17 protein-coding genes are annotated in these 16698 nt (G+C 38.3%); 7 read left to right on the top strand and 10 right to left on the bottom strand.

Annotation, left to right across the window (positions count from 1 at the left end):
* Positions 1 to 15: 15 nt before the first annotated feature.
* From DR017_RS12770 to cdd, 7 genes are all read right to left on the bottom strand, one after another.
* On the bottom strand, positions 16 to 1146 hold the full coding sequence (locus DR017_RS12770; RefSeq protein ID WP_002678250.1) for a peptidylprolyl isomerase: 1131 nt from the start codon (positions 1144 to 1146) through the stop codon (positions 16 to 18).
* Positions 1147 to 1174: 28 nt separating this feature from the next.
* Complete coding sequence (gene gldI, locus DR017_RS12765) at positions 1175 to 1747, bottom strand: gliding motility-associated peptidyl-prolyl isomerase GldI (RefSeq protein WP_002678223.1); 573 nt, start codon at positions 1745 to 1747, stop codon at positions 1175 to 1177.
* A 9-nt stretch (positions 1748 to 1756) separates the two neighbouring features.
* The gene (locus DR017_RS12760) at positions 1757 to 2764 is read right to left on the bottom strand and encodes a DHH family phosphoesterase (protein ID WP_040360869.1); all 1008 of its coding nucleotides are present in this window, start codon (positions 2762 to 2764) and stop codon (positions 1757 to 1759) included.
* Positions 2765 to 2835: 71 nt separating this feature from the next.
* Positions 2836 to 4248, bottom strand: a complete 1413-nt coding sequence (gene rlmD / locus DR017_RS12755) for a 23S rRNA (uracil(1939)-C(5))-methyltransferase RlmD (protein ID WP_002678045.1) — start codon at positions 4246 to 4248, stop codon at positions 2836 to 2838.
* A gap of 31 nt (positions 4249 to 4279) precedes the next feature.
* The gene (locus DR017_RS12750; RefSeq protein WP_002678184.1) at positions 4280 to 5455 is read right to left on the bottom strand and encodes an alpha-hydroxy acid oxidase; all 1176 of its coding nucleotides are present in this window, start codon (positions 5453 to 5455) and stop codon (positions 4280 to 4282) included.
* A gap of 27 nt (positions 5456 to 5482) precedes the next feature.
* Positions 5483 to 6445: a KpsF/GutQ family sugar-phosphate isomerase gene (locus DR017_RS12745; protein WP_002678106.1), complete on the bottom strand. Its 963-nt coding sequence runs from the start codon at positions 6443 to 6445 to the stop codon at positions 5483 to 5485.
* 27 nt (positions 6446 to 6472) lie between these two features.
* A complete protein-coding gene (gene cdd, locus DR017_RS12740; RefSeq protein WP_002678225.1) occupies positions 6473 to 6955 on the bottom strand; it encodes a cytidine deaminase in 483 nt (160 codons plus the stop codon).
* Positions 6956 to 7410: 455 nt separating this feature from the next.
* Between cdd and DR017_RS12735 the strand changes: the two genes are divergently transcribed.
* The 7 genes from DR017_RS12735 to DR017_RS12705 all read left to right on the top strand — a co-directional run bounded on the left by DR017_RS12735 (position 7411) and on the right by DR017_RS12705 (position 13859).
* Complete coding sequence (locus tag DR017_RS12735) at positions 7411 to 8358, top strand: polyprenyl-phosphate transporter (protein ID WP_002678176.1); 948 nt, start codon at positions 7411 to 7413, stop codon at positions 8356 to 8358.
* 3 nt (positions 8359 to 8361) lie between these two features.
* Positions 8362 to 9690 (top strand): MFS transporter, encoded by a 1329-nt coding sequence (locus DR017_RS12730; RefSeq protein WP_002678281.1) that lies wholly within the window; start codon positions 8362 to 8364, stop codon positions 9688 to 9690.
* A gap of 2 nt (positions 9691 to 9692) precedes the next feature.
* On the top strand, positions 9693 to 9914 hold the full coding sequence (locus DR017_RS12725; RefSeq protein WP_002678124.1) for a hypothetical protein: 222 nt from the start codon (positions 9693 to 9695) through the stop codon (positions 9912 to 9914).
* A 182-nt stretch (positions 9915 to 10096) separates the two neighbouring features.
* On the top strand, positions 10097 to 11533 hold the full coding sequence (gene nirK, locus DR017_RS12720; protein ID WP_040360871.1) for a copper-containing nitrite reductase: 1437 nt from the start codon (positions 10097 to 10099) through the stop codon (positions 11531 to 11533).
* Positions 11534 to 11618: 85 nt separating this feature from the next.
* Positions 11619 to 12317 carry a formylglycine-generating enzyme family protein gene (locus DR017_RS12715; RefSeq protein WP_002678098.1) on the top strand — a complete coding sequence of 233 codons (699 nt, stop codon included), beginning with the start codon at positions 11619 to 11621 and terminating at the stop codon, positions 12315 to 12317.
* A 460-nt stretch (positions 12318 to 12777) separates the two neighbouring features.
* The gene (locus tag DR017_RS12710) at positions 12778 to 13227 is read left to right on the top strand and encodes a hypothetical protein (RefSeq protein ID WP_002678043.1); all 450 of its coding nucleotides are present in this window, start codon (positions 12778 to 12780) and stop codon (positions 13225 to 13227) included.
* Positions 13227 to 13859 carry an SCO family protein gene (locus DR017_RS12705; protein ID WP_002678179.1) on the top strand — a complete coding sequence of 211 codons (633 nt, stop codon included), beginning with the start codon at positions 13227 to 13229 and terminating at the stop codon, positions 13857 to 13859. Before DR017_RS12710 ends, DR017_RS12705 begins: the two co-directional genes overlap by 1 nt.
* Before the next feature lie 77 nt (positions 13860 to 13936).
* Here the strand turns inward: DR017_RS12705 and typA are convergent, their stop codons facing one another.
* The 3 genes from typA to DR017_RS12690 form a co-directional block, all read right to left on the bottom strand.
* Positions 13937 to 15742, bottom strand: coding sequence for a translational GTPase TypA (gene typA / locus DR017_RS12700; RefSeq protein ID WP_002678025.1), 1806 nt, complete (start codon positions 15740 to 15742; stop codon positions 13937 to 13939).
* A 92-nt stretch (positions 15743 to 15834) separates the two neighbouring features.
* Positions 15835 to 15960 (bottom strand): FeoB-associated Cys-rich membrane protein, encoded by a 126-nt coding sequence (locus DR017_RS12695; protein WP_002678112.1) that lies wholly within the window; start codon positions 15958 to 15960, stop codon positions 15835 to 15837.
* Positions 15961 to 15967: 7 nt separating this feature from the next.
* A complete protein-coding gene (locus tag DR017_RS12690; RefSeq protein ID WP_002678114.1) occupies positions 15968 to 16645 on the bottom strand; it encodes an SIMPL domain-containing protein in 678 nt (225 codons plus the stop codon).
* Between the last annotated feature and the right edge of the window lie 53 nt (positions 16646 to 16698).

Raw genomic sequence — 16698 nt, 5'->3', positions numbered from 1 at the left:
GTTAGGTTTTAGGGGTTATTTAGCTATGTCGGTGATTTCGATGTCGAAAATAAGGTCGCTATTAGGTGGGATTACCTCACCAGCACCTCTTTCGCCATAACCTAAGGCAGCAGGGATAAATACACGCACTTTATCACCTACTTTCATTTTAAGAAGAGCTTCTTTGAAACCAGGGATAAGAGGAGCATTGGAATTATATTCCATAGGGAATGCTTGGTAGCCGCCTTGTTGCTCACGCATTGCATTGTATTTGCCATAAGTTTCTTCTATTTCTTTTACATTAGAATCGAAGAGAGTACCATTTGCCAAATATCCAGCATAGTTTACCATTACTTGTTGAGTGTGGTTAGGCTGTTTGCCTTTACCTTCTACTAAAGTAAACATTTTTACTCCAGAAGGAAGTGCTTTAGCTTGAGGTTCTTGAGTTTTAACCTCTTCTAAGAATTTAGCAGCTGCAGCTTTGGTTTTAGCTTCTTTTTCTTGTTCTCTTTTAGCGATATCTTTGAAATAGTTTTCAAAAACTTTTACAGCATTGAAGTTTTTAGCGTCTTTACCATTAGCAATGATTGTAATTTTATTGATTTTGATATCTTTTTCAGGTTTATCATTAGCTACAGTTTTAGTATTAGCAATTGCATCGATTACTTCTAAACCTTTCATAGTTTCACCGAAAACAGTATGACGACCATTGAGGTGAGGAGTAGGTACTTGAGTGATGAAAAACTGGCTGCCATTTGTGCCAGGACCTGCATTAGCCATTGATAAAATTCCTTTTTTATCGTGTTGTAAAGTAGGAACAAATTCATCTTCAAAACGATATCCAGGATCTCCCATACCTGTACCAGTAGGGTCACCCCCTTGAATCATAAAATCTTTGATCACACGATGGAAGATCGTTCCGTTGTAGAAAGGTTTACCTTTGTATTCGGCTTTTACGAAAGAGTTTTTACCTTCGGCTAAAGTAACAAAGTTGGCTACTGTTATAGGAGTTTCTTTGTAGTTGAGTTTTACAATGATATTTCCTTGAGTAGTTTCGATATCGGCAAATAAGCCATCACCTAAATCTTTGTAGGCTTTTTTTTGCGAATTACAACTGAAAAATACAAACATTGCAGAGAGCAATGCTACTAAATTGAGTCGTCTCATAATATAATAATTAATTAAAAATGTTTATTTATTCGGGTCGAGGTTTTACATCTTCTTGATTTTTTTCAATCTTGAAGACTTCGATTTTAGCTATAATAGGTTGATTGAAAGAGATTTTATCTTTATCGCCACGATAGCCATAAGCTACACTTGAGGGGAAATAGAAAACTCCACTTTCTTTTTCTTTTAGCAATTTTAATGCAGAACGCAAGCCTTGGAATACTTCTTCTTTATCTACATAATATTTGTATTCACCATCGGGTTTTTCTTGATAAAGCTGGTTACCCTGCAAATCGGAAAGGCTGTAATCATAAGTTACAATATCGCCAAACTGAGCAGTATAATGAGCTTCAGGGTTTTGATTTAGATAGTAGAACTTAAATCCGTGTTGTGAATCTATAAAATTATGTAGCGTATCTTTTTTGATGATAGAATCTATCAGCGCTTCTTCGGAGGCTAATAATGCTTTGTTTTTCATAGCTGATTCTTTTAAAAAAGTACTTGTTTTTTTAGTTATAGGATGACGCGCTTGCCTATCGGCACAACTTGTCAATACTATGCCGATGGCACTTAGAGCTATTATTTTTTTGAGTATATTCATTGTATCGTTTTACATATTTTTGTGGATAAAATCAGGTAACACTTGTTTGAAATAAGCTACCGCTTCTTCTATAGACCCATCAAATCTTCCTCCAGCTGCATTTACGTGTCCGCCTCCATTGAAACATTTTCGAGCAAATAGATTCACATCATTATTACCTTTAGAACGCAAAGACATTTTTACGAAATCACCTTCTTGGATAAAGATGATAGCTAATTTAGTGTTTTTAATAGTGAGCCCATAGTTTACAAATCCTTCAGTATCTCCTTTTTGATGATCGTATTTTTGTAATTCTTCGGAAGAAAGTGTTATATAGGCGGTGTCAAACTCTTTGATATACACTAAATTTTTGAGAGCGGTACTAAGCAATTGCAATTTATTATAAGAATTGTTATCAAATACATTGCTATTGATTTGACTATTATTAGCTCCTTTTTCTATTAAGAAAGCACCGATTTTGAGTGTGTTGCTAGTAGTGATAGGGTATTTGAAATTACCTGTATCCGTCATAATCCCCGTATACAAACAAGTAGCTATATCTTTATCAATTTGATTTTTATTGCCCATTGCATCAATAAAAGCATAAATCATTTCACAAGTAGAACTCGCTTTAGGATTAGAAAAAGTAACTTTGGCATAGTCATCAGGCTCTTGATGATGATCAATCATCACAAAAGTTGCTTTAGAGTTTTCTAGCAAAGGGGTAAGGGAATCCGCTCTTTTAAGAGCGTTGAAATCGAGTGTGAAAATAAGTTTGGAGGCTTCTATCTGCTCTGTTGCTTTTTTGGGATTGTTGTCGTAGATAAGAATCTGATCTGCGGCAGGTAACCATTTGAGAAAGTCAGGAAAATCATTAGGAGAAACCACTGTTACATCACAGTGATGCAACTTGAGATAATGGTAAAGCCCCAAGCAACTACCTATGGCATCACCATCGGGGTTTTTGTGGGGTATAATACTTATTTTAGGTTGCTTTTCCAATAATATTTTGGTAGCTTCTATATCGTATATATTCATAATGGCGCGAAAGTACAACATTATTTTTAATTAGCTGCAAAATGTAACTAAAAACTTTTGTTTTACAGATTTTAGGAGAGATTTCTTTTTTCTAAAAGTACAACATTTTCAACGTGGTAAGTTTGAGGGAACATATCGACGGGTTGTACTTTTGTCACCTTATACATTTCGTCTAACAAAGCTAAATCACGTGCTTGAGTAGCACTGTTACAGCTTACATATACTATTTTAGGGGGGGCGATTTGCAGAATTTGCTCTACCACATCTTTATGCATTCCATCACGAGGAGGATCGGTGATGATTACATCGGGGGTACCATTGGCTTTGATAAATGTATCGTTGAAAACGTTTTTCATATCCCCTACATAAAAACTCACATTCTCAATACCATTAGCTTTGGCATTGGCTTTGGCATCGGCAATGGCTTCGGGTACAGCTTCGACACCAACTACTTTTTTAGCTTTTCTTGCTACAAACTGAGCGATAGTACCTGTACCAGTATAGAGGTCATATACCAATTCATCACCTTTTAAATCGGCAAAGTCACGGGTTATTTGATATAGTTTGTGAGCTTGTTTAGAGTTCGTTTGATAGAAAGATTTTGCATTGATTTTGAAGCGCAAACCTTCCATTTCTTCATAAATACAATCGGTACCTTTATAGATTTTTAAATCTTGATCGTAGATAGCATCGTTCCCTTTGCTATTAATACAATACTGCAAAGAAGTGATTTGAGGGAATGTTTGAGCTATATGTTCTAATAGCAAATTACATTTTTTACTATCACTAAAGAATTGTATTACCAGCATTATTTCGCCTGTAGAAGAGATACGTATCATCATAGAACGCAAGACGCCTGTTTGCTGACGTGGGCTATAGAAAGCTATGTTATTTTCTAAAGCAAAACGTTTGATTTCCAAACGTATAGCGTTAGAAGGGTCTTCTTGTAAGTAACATTTATCAATGTCGAGGATTTTATCCCAAGCACCAGCGATATGGAAACCTAGACCATTGCGTTGTTCAATTGTATCGGCATTTTGAATTTCTTCGGGAGTAAGCCAGCGCATATCGGAGAAGGAGAATTCCATTTTATTGCGATAGAAATAGATATTCTCGGAAGCTACAATAGGCATCAGTTCAGGGATTGTTATTTTTCCTAAACGCACTAAGTTGTTTTCGACTTCTTTTTGTTTGTAGAACAGCTGACTTTCGTAGTTCATATCTTGCCATTTGCATCCACCACAATAGCCAAAATGGGCACATACGGGAGTTACACGGCGATTAGAATACTCGTGGAATTTAGTAGCAAATCCCTCGTAATAAGCCGATTTTTTCTTAGTAGTTTGTACATCGACTACATCGCCAGGGATAGCATTGTTGATAAAAATAATGCGACCATCAGGAGCTTTGGCAACGCTTTTGCCTTTAGCCCCCGCATCGGTAACGATAACATTTTCTATGGTTATATTTTTCTTTTTACTCATTGCGGGGGCAAAGGTACATTATTTTTTTGAATTATCGGTTACTTGGTAGAGGATAAGTACCTTCTACTAAGATACTGCTATCTACATCTTGGAGGTTACGATGACCAGCGAAAGCCATAGTAGTATCCATTTCGTCATAGAGTATTTGCAAAGCACGGGTTACCCCTTCTTCGCCATAAGCACCGAGACCATATACAGGAGCACGACCGAGCATAATACCTTTAGCTCCTAAAGCCCACGCTTTGAGCATGTTTTGACCTGTATAGAAGCCAGAGTCTATCCATACTTCAGTTTGGCTACCTACAGCACTTACGATATCGGGAAGGGCTTTTATAGTGGAAATAGTATCATCCATCTGGCGACCACCATGGTTAGAGACGATGATAGCATCAGCACCGTATTTTACTGCTTCTATAGCATCTTCAGGGGTCATAATTCCTTTTAAGATGATAGGTCCTCCCCAAAGTTCTTTGATTTCAGCAATATCTTTCCAGCTAAGGCTAGGGTCGAATTGTTCTTTTGTCCAAGAAGATAGAGAAGAAAGGTCGGATACGTTTTTAGCGTGTCCAGCAATATTGCGGAAAGTCCATCGGCGGTTACCGAAGACATAGCGCAATCCCCAAGGAATTTTAGTAGAAAGGTTCAACATATTAGGAATGGTGAACTTAGGAGGAGTAGAAAGTCCGTTTTTGATGTCGCGGTGGCGATTACCTAACACTTGTAAATCGACAGTAATCATCAAAGCAGAACATTTAGCTTCTTTAGCACGACGGATAAGGTCCTTCATAAACTCGCGGTCACGCATTACATAAAGCTGAAACCAGAAAGGTTCGACACCAGCTTCTACTAAATCCTCGATAGAGCAGATAGACATAGTAGATAGGGTGAAGGGGATACCGAATTTTTGGGCAGCTTTAGCCATGTGGATTTCACCGTCAGCCCACATCATTCCCATAAATCCGACAGGAGCCGTCATTGCAGGGAATTTAACTTTCTTGCCAAGGAGTGTACTTTCGAGAGTACGGTTGTCCATATCCACTAAGATACGTTGACGGAATTTGATAGGGTTGAAGTCTGAAACATTCTGTTTGTAAGTTGCTTCAGTCCAAGAGCCGGTGTCTACATACTCGTAGAACATTTTAGGAACATTGCGTTTGCAAACAACGCGCAAGTCCTCAATGTTTGTCATTTTGGATAGATCTCTCATTTTTTAAATAATTAATATTCTTAGTTTTTAAATAAGTCCTTCTTGAATAAGGTTATGCAGGTGTATAATTCCCACATATTCACCTTGTTTAGTTGCTAACAGTTGTGTGATTTTATTTTTCTCCATCAGGTGTAGGGCATCAATTGCTAAACAATCGACCTCAATAGTTTTGGGGTTAACGCTCATTATATCTTTAGCGGTAAGCCCTTTGATACTATCCGTTTTACTAAGCATTCGGCGGATATCGCCATCCGTTACTATTCCAACTATCTGATGATTATTGAGCACAGCAGTAACTCCGAGCATTTTTTCAGATATTTCTACAATTACCTTTTTAATATCGGTATCAGGAGAGACCTCAGGTTTTTGGTTATGAGATACAATATCAGACACTTTTAGGTATAAACGTTTTCCTAATGCACCACCAGGATGGTATTTAGCAAAGTCACTACTGCCAAAATGTTTCATTTCCAACAGACAAACTGCCAACGCATCACCTAATACTAATTGAGCCGTAGTACTAGTAGTAGGGGCTAAATTGTTAGGGCAAGCCTCTTTATCGACGTGAGCATAAAGCACACTATCAGCTTGTTGTGCTAAGACAGAGTTTTTATTAGAGGTAATGGCTATCAACTTGTTATTACCGCGTTTGAGCAAAGGTACTAACACTTTTATTTCGGGGGTGTTACCACTTTTAGAGATGCATATTACTACATCATCTTGCTGTATAATACCTAAATCACCGTGGATTGCATCGGCGGCATGCATAAAGATAGCGGGAGTGCCGGTAGAGTTCATTGTAGCTACTATTTTATTAGCGATAATGGCACTTTTACCTATACCTGTAATCACTACACGACCTTTGGATTGCAATATATATTGTACTGACTTAGTAAAATCGTCGTCGATATAATCAATTAGTTTAGCAATAGCTTGAGCTTCTTCAGTAATAGTTTGTTTGGCAGAGGTAATAATTTCTTCTGAGTTCATTCGTTATAGTTTTTAGTTGTTCGTATATTACATCAGGCTCCCATCGAAAAGGAAAGGTAAGAGATCTTTAATAGATTCAGTTTGAACAATTTCACCTTCTGCTCCCATAAAATAGACAGGGATGAGTTTTTTTTGTTTGGTTTCGTATTCGGAGAGTGATTGGCGGCAAGCTCCACAAGGCGATACCGGATGAGCCGTAGGATCCTGTGCAGACCCAGAGATTGCAATCATTTCGATTTCCTCATCGGGATACTGAGTAGAAGCCTGATATATAGCTACTCTTTCGGCACAAAGACCTGAAGGGTAGGCAGCATTTTCTTGATTAGAACCTATAAAAGTTTGTCCATTTTTAAGCAAAACAGCAGCACCCACTTTGAATTTAGAGTAAGGAGCATAAGCCTTTTCACGAGTGGTTATAGCTTGTTTCATCAGATTTTGAGCTTTCTCAGGTAGGTCGGTTAAACTATTAAAAACATTATATTTGATATGTAATTGATGTTCCGTTTTCATAAGAAAATGCTTTTATTTTGCAAAGATACGAAGTAATTAGCAAATTAACAAATTTGATAGTTAGAAAAATTGCAGCTTTCATCACAAACTTTTCCCGAAGGAGAGAATCCAGAAGTGGAATATTATACTAAATTACGCAATAGGCAGCTTTGTTGCAAAAGTTGCGTGCAGATTCTATGGATTTATGCAAAAATGAATTTTGAAGTACTCAGTGGACATCAGAAAAACTCTGATAAGGTGTTTTACCCTTTTTGTGAGGGCGTTTGCAAAACGCCCCTACAATTAAAATCAATTGATTATCAAAATTAATTTAGGGAAAGGTGAGATCAGCACGGGCAAAAACTTTGGTAAAGTGTAAAACGAAAAATTTACAAATCAATACTGATAGACTATTAATTAGCAAAATATTATTATCTTTGCGCCGTTTAAATTAGAAAGAGACATTATAAATTGTTATGAAACGCAATTTTTTAGATTATTTATTTATCACTTCCAAAGGAATAGCAATGGGAGCAGCCGATGTAGTACCAGGAGTTTCTGGGGGTACTATAGCCTTTATATCGGGGATTTATGAAGAGCTTGTAGGGTCTATTAGCAAGATTAATTTACAAGCGTTTAAACTTTTGTTCAGCGAAGGCATTGTAGCTTTTTGGAAGCATATTAACGGTAATTTTTTTGTAGCACTCTTAGCGGGAATAGGGGTTAGCATCCTATCGCTTGCCAAAGGAATGAAATGGCTTTTAGAGAATGAACCTATAATGATATGGGCTTTTTTCTTTGGATTGATGATCGCCAGTGTGCTTTTTTTGATAAAAGAAATTAAGCGTTGGAATTTAGCTACAATACTCGTGATGCTCATATCGGGGGGAGTTGCCTATTTTATTACGATTATTCCGCCCTTAGTGAATGGTGGTAACCAGAATTTGATATTTATTTTCTTCTGTGGTGCTTTGGCTATTTGCGCAATGATATTACCAGGAATCTCAGGAGCCTTTATACTAGTGTTGTTAGGAGCTTATCACACAGTTCTTGACGCTTTGAGTTCGTTGAATTTTAAACTCATAGGTATTTTTGGGATAGGAGCAATTACGGGTATTTTGAGTTTTTCTAAAGCACTGAAATGGTTGTTTGCCAAATACCGCACTCTTACTTTTGCAGGACTGACTGGTTTTATTGTAGGCTCTCTAAACAAAGTATGGCCTTGGAAAGAAGTTTTGAAATGGGATACAGATGCTCAAGGCAATGCTGTAGCTGTGTGGGAAAAGAGCGTATCGCCTTGTGTTTTTAAAGAGATTACTCATAATGAACCACAAATTCTTATTTCATTACTATTAGGAATAGCAGGCTTTTTGGTGATTTATCTACTTGAGAAATGGAGTAGCAAACGAAGCAAAAAACACTAAACTATGAACAAATTAGCAAGAGGTGACAAAAAACTACTCAACGCTTGGGCGTTCTATGACTGGGCGAACTCAGTATATTCACTTACTATTGTATCCACTATTTTTCCTATTTTTTACGGACTATTATTTCGCACTGCAGGACTGACTCATATAGCCCTTTTTGGGATGATAATCAAAAGTACATCGGTAATTGCTTTCGTAACAGCTTTGGCTTTTGCTATGGTGGTGGTACTCTCGCCTATTTTGAGTGGTATAGCCGATTATTTAGGCAACAAAAAGACATTTATGCGCTTTTTTTGCTATATGGGAGCTCTTTCAAGTATAGGTTTGTACTGGTTTTCGTTAGAGCATATCTATTTTAGTTTATTCTGTTATTTTTGTGGTGTGTTAGGTTTTTGGGGAAGTATTGTATTCTACAATTCCTATTTACCAGATATCGCTTTGCCAGAACAATATGACGCAGTAAGTGCTAAAGGTTATAGTTTAGGCTATGCGGGGAGTGTGTTGCTATTGATTTTCAATTTGATAATGGTAATGAAGCCTGAATGGATAGGTTTTACTACTACTAATACCGAAACAACACTCACGACTATGCGGATTTCATTTATCACTGTAGGAATATGGTGGATAGGCTTCAGTAGTATTCCTTTTTACTACCTTCCATCACATAAAAAGAATGGAGCTAAAGTTACAAAAAATATTTTTTTTAATGGGTTTAAGGAATTGCGCAAAGTATGGCAACAACTCACTACTTCACCACGATTGAAATGGTATCTCATTGCTTTTTTTGTATATAGTATGGGGGTGCAAACCGTAATGCTGGTAGCTACCTATTTCGGAGAACAAGAAATACAATGGGCAAGTTCTGAAGAAAGTACTATAGGACTGATAGTGAGTGTACTTATAATTCAATTAGTGGCTATAGTAGGAGCACGACTCACGGTTATTGCTGTGCGCAAATGGGGGAATATTGGGGTATTGATAGCACTCAATGCTATATGGGTGGGGATTTGTTTACTTTCATATTATGTGTACAAACCGATGCAATTCTACATCATTGCTACTTTAGTAGGGCTTGTGATGGGGGGTATACAAACGCTTTCTCGCTCTACTTATTCGGCTTATTTACCTGATACTAAAGATACAACTTCGTTCTTCAGTTTTTACGATGTGACTGAAAAAATAGGAATCGTGATAGGGATGGGAATTTATGGACTCATTGACCAATTTACGAATAATATGCGCAATGCGACTGTCTCATTGATCATCTTCTTCGGACTTGGCATAATTTTACTTTTTAAGACAAACAAACAAGGGGTAACAAATAATTAGATATGATTTCAAAGTTTAGATTTTTTTTAGAGAAATACGGCTTTGCAGTATCGGCTCGATTGGCTGAGAAATTAGGTGTACACGCTAAAGATGTGCGTATTTTCTTCATTTATGGTACTTTTGCTACTTTAGGGGCTGGTTTTGGTGTTTATTTATTATTGGCTTCTTTGTTGAGAATTAAAGATGTGTTTTTTGTGAAACGGACTTCAGTGTTTGACCTTTAGTGGTGAGAGCAGTGGGGTGCGAGCCGCACGGGCAGTTTTAATGGGAGTAATGGGAGCTGGGAGAATAGTGGGAACTAAAAAGCGATATTGGGATAGAGATTATTAGATGAAAAAGTATTATATTTGCCTCATATTTTAATTGGTTCTATATAACTAAATATATAATGATAAGAAAAGATTTTATGAAATACAATTTATTACTGTTGAGTGCTTCTTTATTGTTAAGTGCTTGTAATGAACAAACTACTTATACTTCTACTGCTGACATTCCCGTAGAAGGGGAAATGGTAGCCCAACTTACTTCACCTCCTTTCGTACCTGCCCCAGTAGGCAATCGGAAGGCTACCAAACTGAGTATTACCCTCGAAATCATAGAAAAAGAAGGCGAATTGGCAGATGGTACTAAATACCTTTTTTGGACATTTGGCGGTACTGTGCCAGGGAGTTTTATTCGGGCTCGTGTAGGCGATGAAGTATCGTTTACACTTAAAAATCATCCAGATAACAAATTGGCACACAATATTGACCTTCACGCAGTAACGGGTACAGGAGGAGGAGCCGATGCATCATTGGTAGCCCCAGGGCAGCAACGCACCTTCACTTTTAAATGTTTGAACCCAGGGCTTTTTGTATATCATTGTGCTCAAGCGCCTGTGCCTTTGCATATTGCCAATGGGATGTATGGACTCATATTGGTAGAGCCCGAAGGCGGTCTGCCCCCAGTAGATATGGAATACTATGTGATGCAAGGCGATTTCTATACCGAAGGAGACTATGGAACCCAAGGATTGCAAGCCTTCAGCCAAGAAAAAGCCCTTGCGGAAAAGCCTGATTATGTGCTTTTCAACGGAAAAGTAGGTGCTATTGCAGGCGATAAAGCCCTCACGGTGAATGCAGGTGAAACGGTACGCCTTTTTGTAGGGAATGGAGGTCCTAACCTCATCTCTTCTTTCCACGTGATAGGAGAAATCTTTGACCGAGTGCAGGTAGAAGGAGGCAAGCTCGTAAACGAAAATGTACAGACGACAGTTATTCCTGCAGGAGGGGCAGCTATAGTAGAATTCAAAGTAGAAGTGCCTGGTTCATATACGCTAGTAGACCACGCTATTTTCCGTGCTTTCAACAAAGGAGCATTAGGGCAACTCATCGCGCAAGGGAGAGAAAATCCAGTTATTTACGGCAAGCAAGAGGCAGTGCCTTATCAGGTGACAGGTGTCAGGGAACAGATATCAGGTGTCAGGGAACAGGTGTCAGGAGATAGGGGACAGGAGTCAGGGAATAAGACTTTGGCACAACAGATGGAAGATGGGAAGAAAGTGTATCAGCGTACTTGTGTGGCTTGTCATCAGGCACAAGGGCAAGGGTTGGAAGGAGCTTTTCCGCCTTTGGCAAAAGCTGACTACCTGAACGCTGATGTAGACAGAGCAATAGAGACCGTATTGAAAGGGCATACGGGGGGGATTACTGTGAATGGCAAACAGTACAACAGTATGATGCCTCCTCAACCACTTACCCCAGAACAAATAGCTGATGTGCTCACCTACGTATATCACAACTGGGAGAACAATAAAACCGTAGTAAGCCCTGAAAGAGTGAAGAAAGTAAGAGAAAAACGTTAACTGGGTGATAATGATGAAAAAATACCTTATTAACATAATAACTTTATGCTTTTGTGGATGGCTACTAGGACAAACTTCTACTCCTATGGTAACGATAAAAGGAGGAAGCTATGTGCCTTTGTATGGAGTGAAAGGGGAGGATAAAGCGACAAAGCCCGTAAATGTAAAGAGCTTTCAGCTAGATATATATCCAGTGACCAATGCACAATACAAAGCTTTTTTGGAGAAATACCCCGAGTGGCGGCGCTCTCGAGTGAAGGGAATCTTTGCGCAGAAGAGTTATCTTTCGCACTGGAAGAGCGACTTAGAATTTAGTCCGCTGGAGGCACAAGCTCCAGTAACTCACATTTCGTGGTTTGCTGCCAAGAAATATTGTGAGTGTGAAGGAAAGCGGCTTCCTACCACCGACGAGTGGGAGTACGTAGCCCAAGCCGATGCCCAAAGTATAGATGCACGGAAGAAGAAACATTATCAAGAGTATATAGTGCGGAGCATGCAAACACCCAAAACCTACCTACAGAAAGTGGGGAGCACGCCCAAGAACTATTGGGGCGTGTATGACATGCACGGCTTGGTATGGGAATGGGTGGCGGACTTCAACAGTGTGCTACTCTCGGGCGACTCGCGCAAAGACAAGCAAGGAGATGATGCTCTTTTTTGTGGTGGGAGTGCGCTCAATGCTTCCGACCTTACTAACTATGGAGCTTTTATGCGTTATGCGCTGAGAGGGAGTCTTAAAGCGAACTATACGATGCTGAATATGGGGTTTAGATGTGCTTTATAAATTACGAGTTACGAATGACGAGATACGAAATACGAATGACGAGGGACGAATGACGAGATAACCCCCGAACCCCCGAAGGGGGACAAGCTGCAAAAGCGATTGCTATTTGTCTTAATGGGAATAAATGACGAATTATGAATGACGAGATACAAATTTACGAAATTATAGTTAAACAAAAAATAGATTGTGAATAAAAAAGTTTTCTTTTAGGGGCATTTGCAGCATATACCCAGCTATCGCTGCCTTTCCTAAATAACATACTTTAAAAATAATTGATTATCAGGTAATCATTTTTGATAAAACCTAAAACTTTTGCAAAATGTAGTGATGAAAATTTTGCAAACCAATTCTGACTTACTATAATAATTGACAAATGAGTTTCAGAATTTTTGGAGAGATTTTAAGAAAATAGGAGGAACTCTGAGGATCTCTGGGAAATGCAGAGGAGGTAGCTTTAATAATGAAAGATATTGAGACAAAATATAGAGCTGTTATAGAAGATTGCGAGTTGTTATTAGGTGATAATGACAACTTAAAGAATATGTCATATAACGATATAGACGAAATCTGTAATTATGTGATAGTAGAGGTGTATAAACAATCGGCAGAGCTGACGATTATAGCATTGGTGAATATCTATATCAAGACTATGATTGTAGAAGCTAATGCGGATTATGATATATTGAGAGAATATGTAGAAGAATTTCTATACTATGATGGGACAACAAGCTCGTATGGATATATAAGAGCTAAATTGAAAGAAATAAAAGGGATTATGGAACAAGGAATTGACGATAAATATCTTTATGAGAATTATGAAGATGTAGCCGATGTTTTGGAGGAATTTTTAGAAATATTAGAAGCAAAATATGATAAAATGAAGATAAACCTTAGAAAAAATTACTATTAATGAAAACACTATATTTTATTTTACTGAGTTTGTTATTACTCAATTGTAATAACCACAATAGCAACACTGCTACAACAAATACAAAAGCAGTGGCAGATAGCACTGCTGCAAAGACGACTGATAGTTTTTCGGACTTATCAGTATATCACTTGCCAGCGGTATGGACGACCCAGAATGGGGATAACATAGAGCTTAAAGACCTCAAAGGGAATGTATTGGTGGTGGTAATGATCTACACCTCTTGCAAGACCGCTTGTCCTATCCTTATTAAAGATATGCGCGAAATACGCAAGCGCGTAGATGAACAAGCTGGAGATAAACGCAAACAAGTGAAATATCTTTTGGTGAGTATAGATCCCGAGACGGATACGCCAGAGCACTTAAAAGCCTTTGCCAAAGAAAGGCAAATGGACGACGAACAGTGGCTATTCCTTCGTTCTAATGAAGAACAAACACGAGAGTTTGCTGCAGTACTTGCCGTGAACTACAAGCAAATATCGCCAGTGGATTTCTCGCATTCTAACATCATCAGTGTGTTTAACAAGAAAGGAGAATTGGTATCGCAACAAGAAGGTTTAGGGATTGACTATGACAAGACTGTGGAGGAAACAATAAAACAATTAAACAATTAAAAATTAACAATTAAAAATAAAAAAGAGGTTGCTCAATATTGGGCAACCTCTTTTGTTTTTAGAAAATATTTGCTTAATTATTTAAACTCTTTTTCGTGGCGTTTGCGTTCATTTTCATCTAAGTAGATTTTACGCAAGCGCATATTTTTTGGTGTTACTTCAACGTATTCGTCTTTTTGGATATATTCCAAAGCTTCTTCTAATGAAAACTTAATAGGGGGTGCTAACCTCACTTTTTCATCAGAACCAGCAGCACGTACGTTTGTAAGTTTTTTAGTCTTCGTAACATTCACAACAATATCTCCACTACGAGAGTTTTCGCCAATTACTTGTCCTGTATAGATATCTTCACCTGGGAAGATGAAGAATTTACCACGGTCTTGCAATTTATCGAGAGAGTAGGGGATAGCAGTACCTTGTTCCATAGAGATGAGCGACCCATTGATACGCCCTGCGATTTCACCTTTGAAAGGTTGGAATTCCAAGAAACGGTGGTGGATAATAGCTTCACCAGCAGTAGCTGTAAGCAATTGGTTACGCAAACCGATGATACCGCGAGAAGGAATGATGAACTTGATAATCATACGTTCACCTTTAGGCTCCATACTTAGCATTTCACCTTTACGAAGGGTTACCAAATCGACGGCTTTACCACTTACGTTCTCAGGTAAATCGATTGTGAGTTCTTCTACAGGTTCACATTTTACACCATCGATTTCTTTGATAATTACTTGAGGCTGACCTATTTGTAATTCGTAACCTTCACGGCGCATTGTTTCGATGAGCACTGAGAGGTGTAATACCCCACGACCATAAACAATAAACTTATCGGCACTATCGGTAGGTTCTACACGTAAAGCGAGGTTTTTCTCTAATTCGCGTTCCAAACGTTCTTTGATATGGCGAGAGGTTACGAACTTACCGTCCTTACCGAAGAAAGGAGAATCGTTGATAGTGAAGAGCATACTCATTGTAGGTTCATCAATAGCGATAGTAGGAAGTGCTTCGGGATTTTCATAATCGGCGATGGTGTCACCAATTTCAAAGCCTTCTAAGCCAGCAATCGCACAAATGTCGCCTGCTTGTACTTCCTCTACTTTTTTACGCCCTAAACCATCAAATAAGTGTAGTTCTTTAATTTTAGATTTTACAATACTTCCATCACGTTTCACTAATGAAATATTCATACCAGCTTTTAGGATACCACGGTGCAAGCGACCGATAGCGATACGACCTGTAAAGGTAGAATAATCAAGAGAAGTGATGAGCATTTGCAAGCTACCTTCTTCAATTTGAGGAGCAGGGATGTGCTCTACCACCATATCGAGTAGAGGAGCGATGCTATCTGTTTTTTTGTGCCAGTCTTCAGACATCCAGTTTTGTTTAGCTGAACCATAGACAGTAGGGAAATCGAGTTGCCAATCTTCGGCACCGAGTTCAAACATCAGGTCGAATACAGCTTCGTGTACCTCATCAGGTGTACAGTTTTCTTTATCGACTTTGTTGATTACCACAATAGGTTTCAACTTCATTTCGATAGCTTTTTGGAGTACAAAGCGCGTTTGAGGCATAGGACCTTCAAAGGCATCTACTAATAGAAGTACGCCATCAGCCATATTGAGGACACGTTCAACCTCACCACCAAAGTCGGCGTGACCAGGGGTATCGATGATGTTGATTTTGATGTCTTTATAAACAACAGATACGTTTTTAGAGAGGATGGTAATACCGCGTTCGCGTTCGAGGTCGTTATTATCTAATATCAGTTCGCCTGAATCTTGATTGTCGCGAAAGAGTGCACAATGGTGCAAGATTTTATCAACGAGGGTAGTTTTTCCGTGGTCAACGTGGGCAATAATAGCTATATTTCTAATAGCGGTCATAGATATAATTTATATTTTTTAAAATTGAGGGCGCAAAGGTACGAATAATTTGTCAATTAGCAAATTTGTGAAATAGCATTTTTTTTAATTATTTAGTGTCCGCAGTTGCAATTAGCGCCTCCAGAACAGCCTTTCTTTTTGTTAAAAAACAATTTTTTTACTAAGAAAACAGCTGCTATTGCTACTAAAATATAGGCTATAATTTCTTGTGTTCCCATAGTGAATTTATTTTAAAAGTTCGAATGCTACATTTACTTGAGCTTCTATAGCTATTTTACCTACGGCTAAAGTATTATCACTTCCGTTGGCGGGGCTTCCTAAACTCATTTTGCTCATTCTTTCAACGGGTTGTATATCATTGAAATGAGAGTTTAATTCCTTGATTTTGATAGCTTTGCCAATGTTCTGATCTAAACTTACTGCGTAGAGCAGGGCTTTTTTACGGGCATCGTCAATAGCAGCTACGCGGGCTTCTTGTAAGAGTTTTTCTTTGTTTTTTACTCCAAAACTGATGCCGTCAATTCGGTTTACTCCTGCATCGAAAATAGCATTCATCAAGTTATCGTACTTGCTGATATCTTCTAATTTGATATTGATATTTTGCACGACACGATATTTATTCAGTTTGTTATAATCGTCTTTATAAAGAGATACATAGCTGGTTTGGAAATTCTCCATAGGGAGTTCCTTACTCAAAAGTTGTAATACTTGAGCTACAGCTTCGCCGTTCTTTTGTCGGAGGTTCTTCAAATCAAGCCCTTCTTTTTCGATACTGATAGAGATATTTACCATATCGGGGGTTGCATATACGATACCTTCGCCTACAACTTCGACGGTAGGCGTTTGGTTTTGTGCTATTGCCATTGTTGATATTAGCGAAAATAATACAAAGTAGTGTTTCATATTTTTTTGATGTTTATTTTAGATTTTTAGAATCTCGGAGAGACTTGGAGAGT

The sequence above is a fragment of the Capnocytophaga sputigena genome, assembly GCF_900446695.1.
In the GTDB taxonomy this organism is placed as follows: domain Bacteria; phylum Bacteroidota; class Bacteroidia; order Flavobacteriales; family Flavobacteriaceae; genus Capnocytophaga; species Capnocytophaga sputigena.
This window is presented reverse-complemented; position numbering and strand designations above follow the sequence as displayed.

What these genes read in the sequence shown, in the direction of transcription:
- DR017_RS12730 (WP_002678281.1), top strand. Translation starts at nt 8,362, where the DNA reads ATGAACAAATTAGCAAGAGGTGACAAAAAACTACTCAACGCTTGGGCG.
- nirK (WP_040360871.1), top strand. Translation starts at nt 10,097, where the DNA reads ATGAAATACAATTTATTACTGTTGAGTGCTTCTTTATTGTTAAGTGCT.
- gldI (WP_002678223.1), bottom strand. Translation starts at nt 1,747, where the DNA reads ATGAATATACTCAAAAAAATAATAGCTCTAAGTGCCATCGGCATAGTA.
- DR017_RS12735 (WP_002678176.1), top strand. Translation starts at nt 7,411, where the DNA reads ATGAAACGCAATTTTTTAGATTATTTATTTATCACTTCCAAAGGAATA.
- DR017_RS12695 (WP_002678112.1), bottom strand. Translation starts at nt 15,960, where the DNA reads ATGGGAACACAAGAAATTATAGCCTATATTTTAGTAGCAATAGCAGCT.
- DR017_RS12770 (WP_002678250.1), bottom strand. Translation starts at nt 1,146, where the DNA reads ATGAGACGACTCAATTTAGTAGCATTGCTCTCTGCAATGTTTGTATTT.
- DR017_RS12710 (WP_002678043.1), top strand. Translation starts at nt 12,778, where the DNA reads ATGAAAGATATTGAGACAAAATATAGAGCTGTTATAGAAGATTGCGAG.
- DR017_RS12745 (WP_002678106.1), bottom strand. Translation starts at nt 6,445, where the DNA reads ATGAACTCAGAAGAAATTATTACCTCTGCCAAACAAACTATTACTGAA.
- DR017_RS12715 (WP_002678098.1), top strand. Translation starts at nt 11,619, where the DNA reads ATGGTAACGATAAAAGGAGGAAGCTATGTGCCTTTGTATGGAGTGAAA.
- DR017_RS12705 (WP_002678179.1), top strand. Translation starts at nt 13,227, where the DNA reads ATGAAAACACTATATTTTATTTTACTGAGTTTGTTATTACTCAATTGT.
- DR017_RS12725 (WP_002678124.1), top strand. Translation starts at nt 9,693, where the DNA reads ATGATTTCAAAGTTTAGATTTTTTTTAGAGAAATACGGCTTTGCAGTA.
- rlmD (WP_002678045.1), bottom strand. Translation starts at nt 4,248, where the DNA reads ATGAGTAAAAAGAAAAATATAACCATAGAAAATGTTATCGTTACCGAT.
- DR017_RS12760 (WP_040360869.1), bottom strand. Translation starts at nt 2,764, where the DNA reads ATGAATATATACGATATAGAAGCTACCAAAATATTATTGGAAAAGCAA.
- cdd (WP_002678225.1), bottom strand. Translation starts at nt 6,955, where the DNA reads ATGAAAACGGAACATCAATTACATATCAAATATAATGTTTTTAATAGT.
- DR017_RS12750 (WP_002678184.1), bottom strand. Translation starts at nt 5,455, where the DNA reads ATGAGAGATCTATCCAAAATGACAAACATTGAGGACTTGCGCGTTGTT.
- DR017_RS12690 (WP_002678114.1), bottom strand. Translation starts at nt 16,645, where the DNA reads ATGAAACACTACTTTGTATTATTTTCGCTAATATCAACAATGGCAATA.
- typA (WP_002678025.1), bottom strand. Translation starts at nt 15,742, where the DNA reads ATGACCGCTATTAGAAATATAGCTATTATTGCCCACGTTGACCACGGA.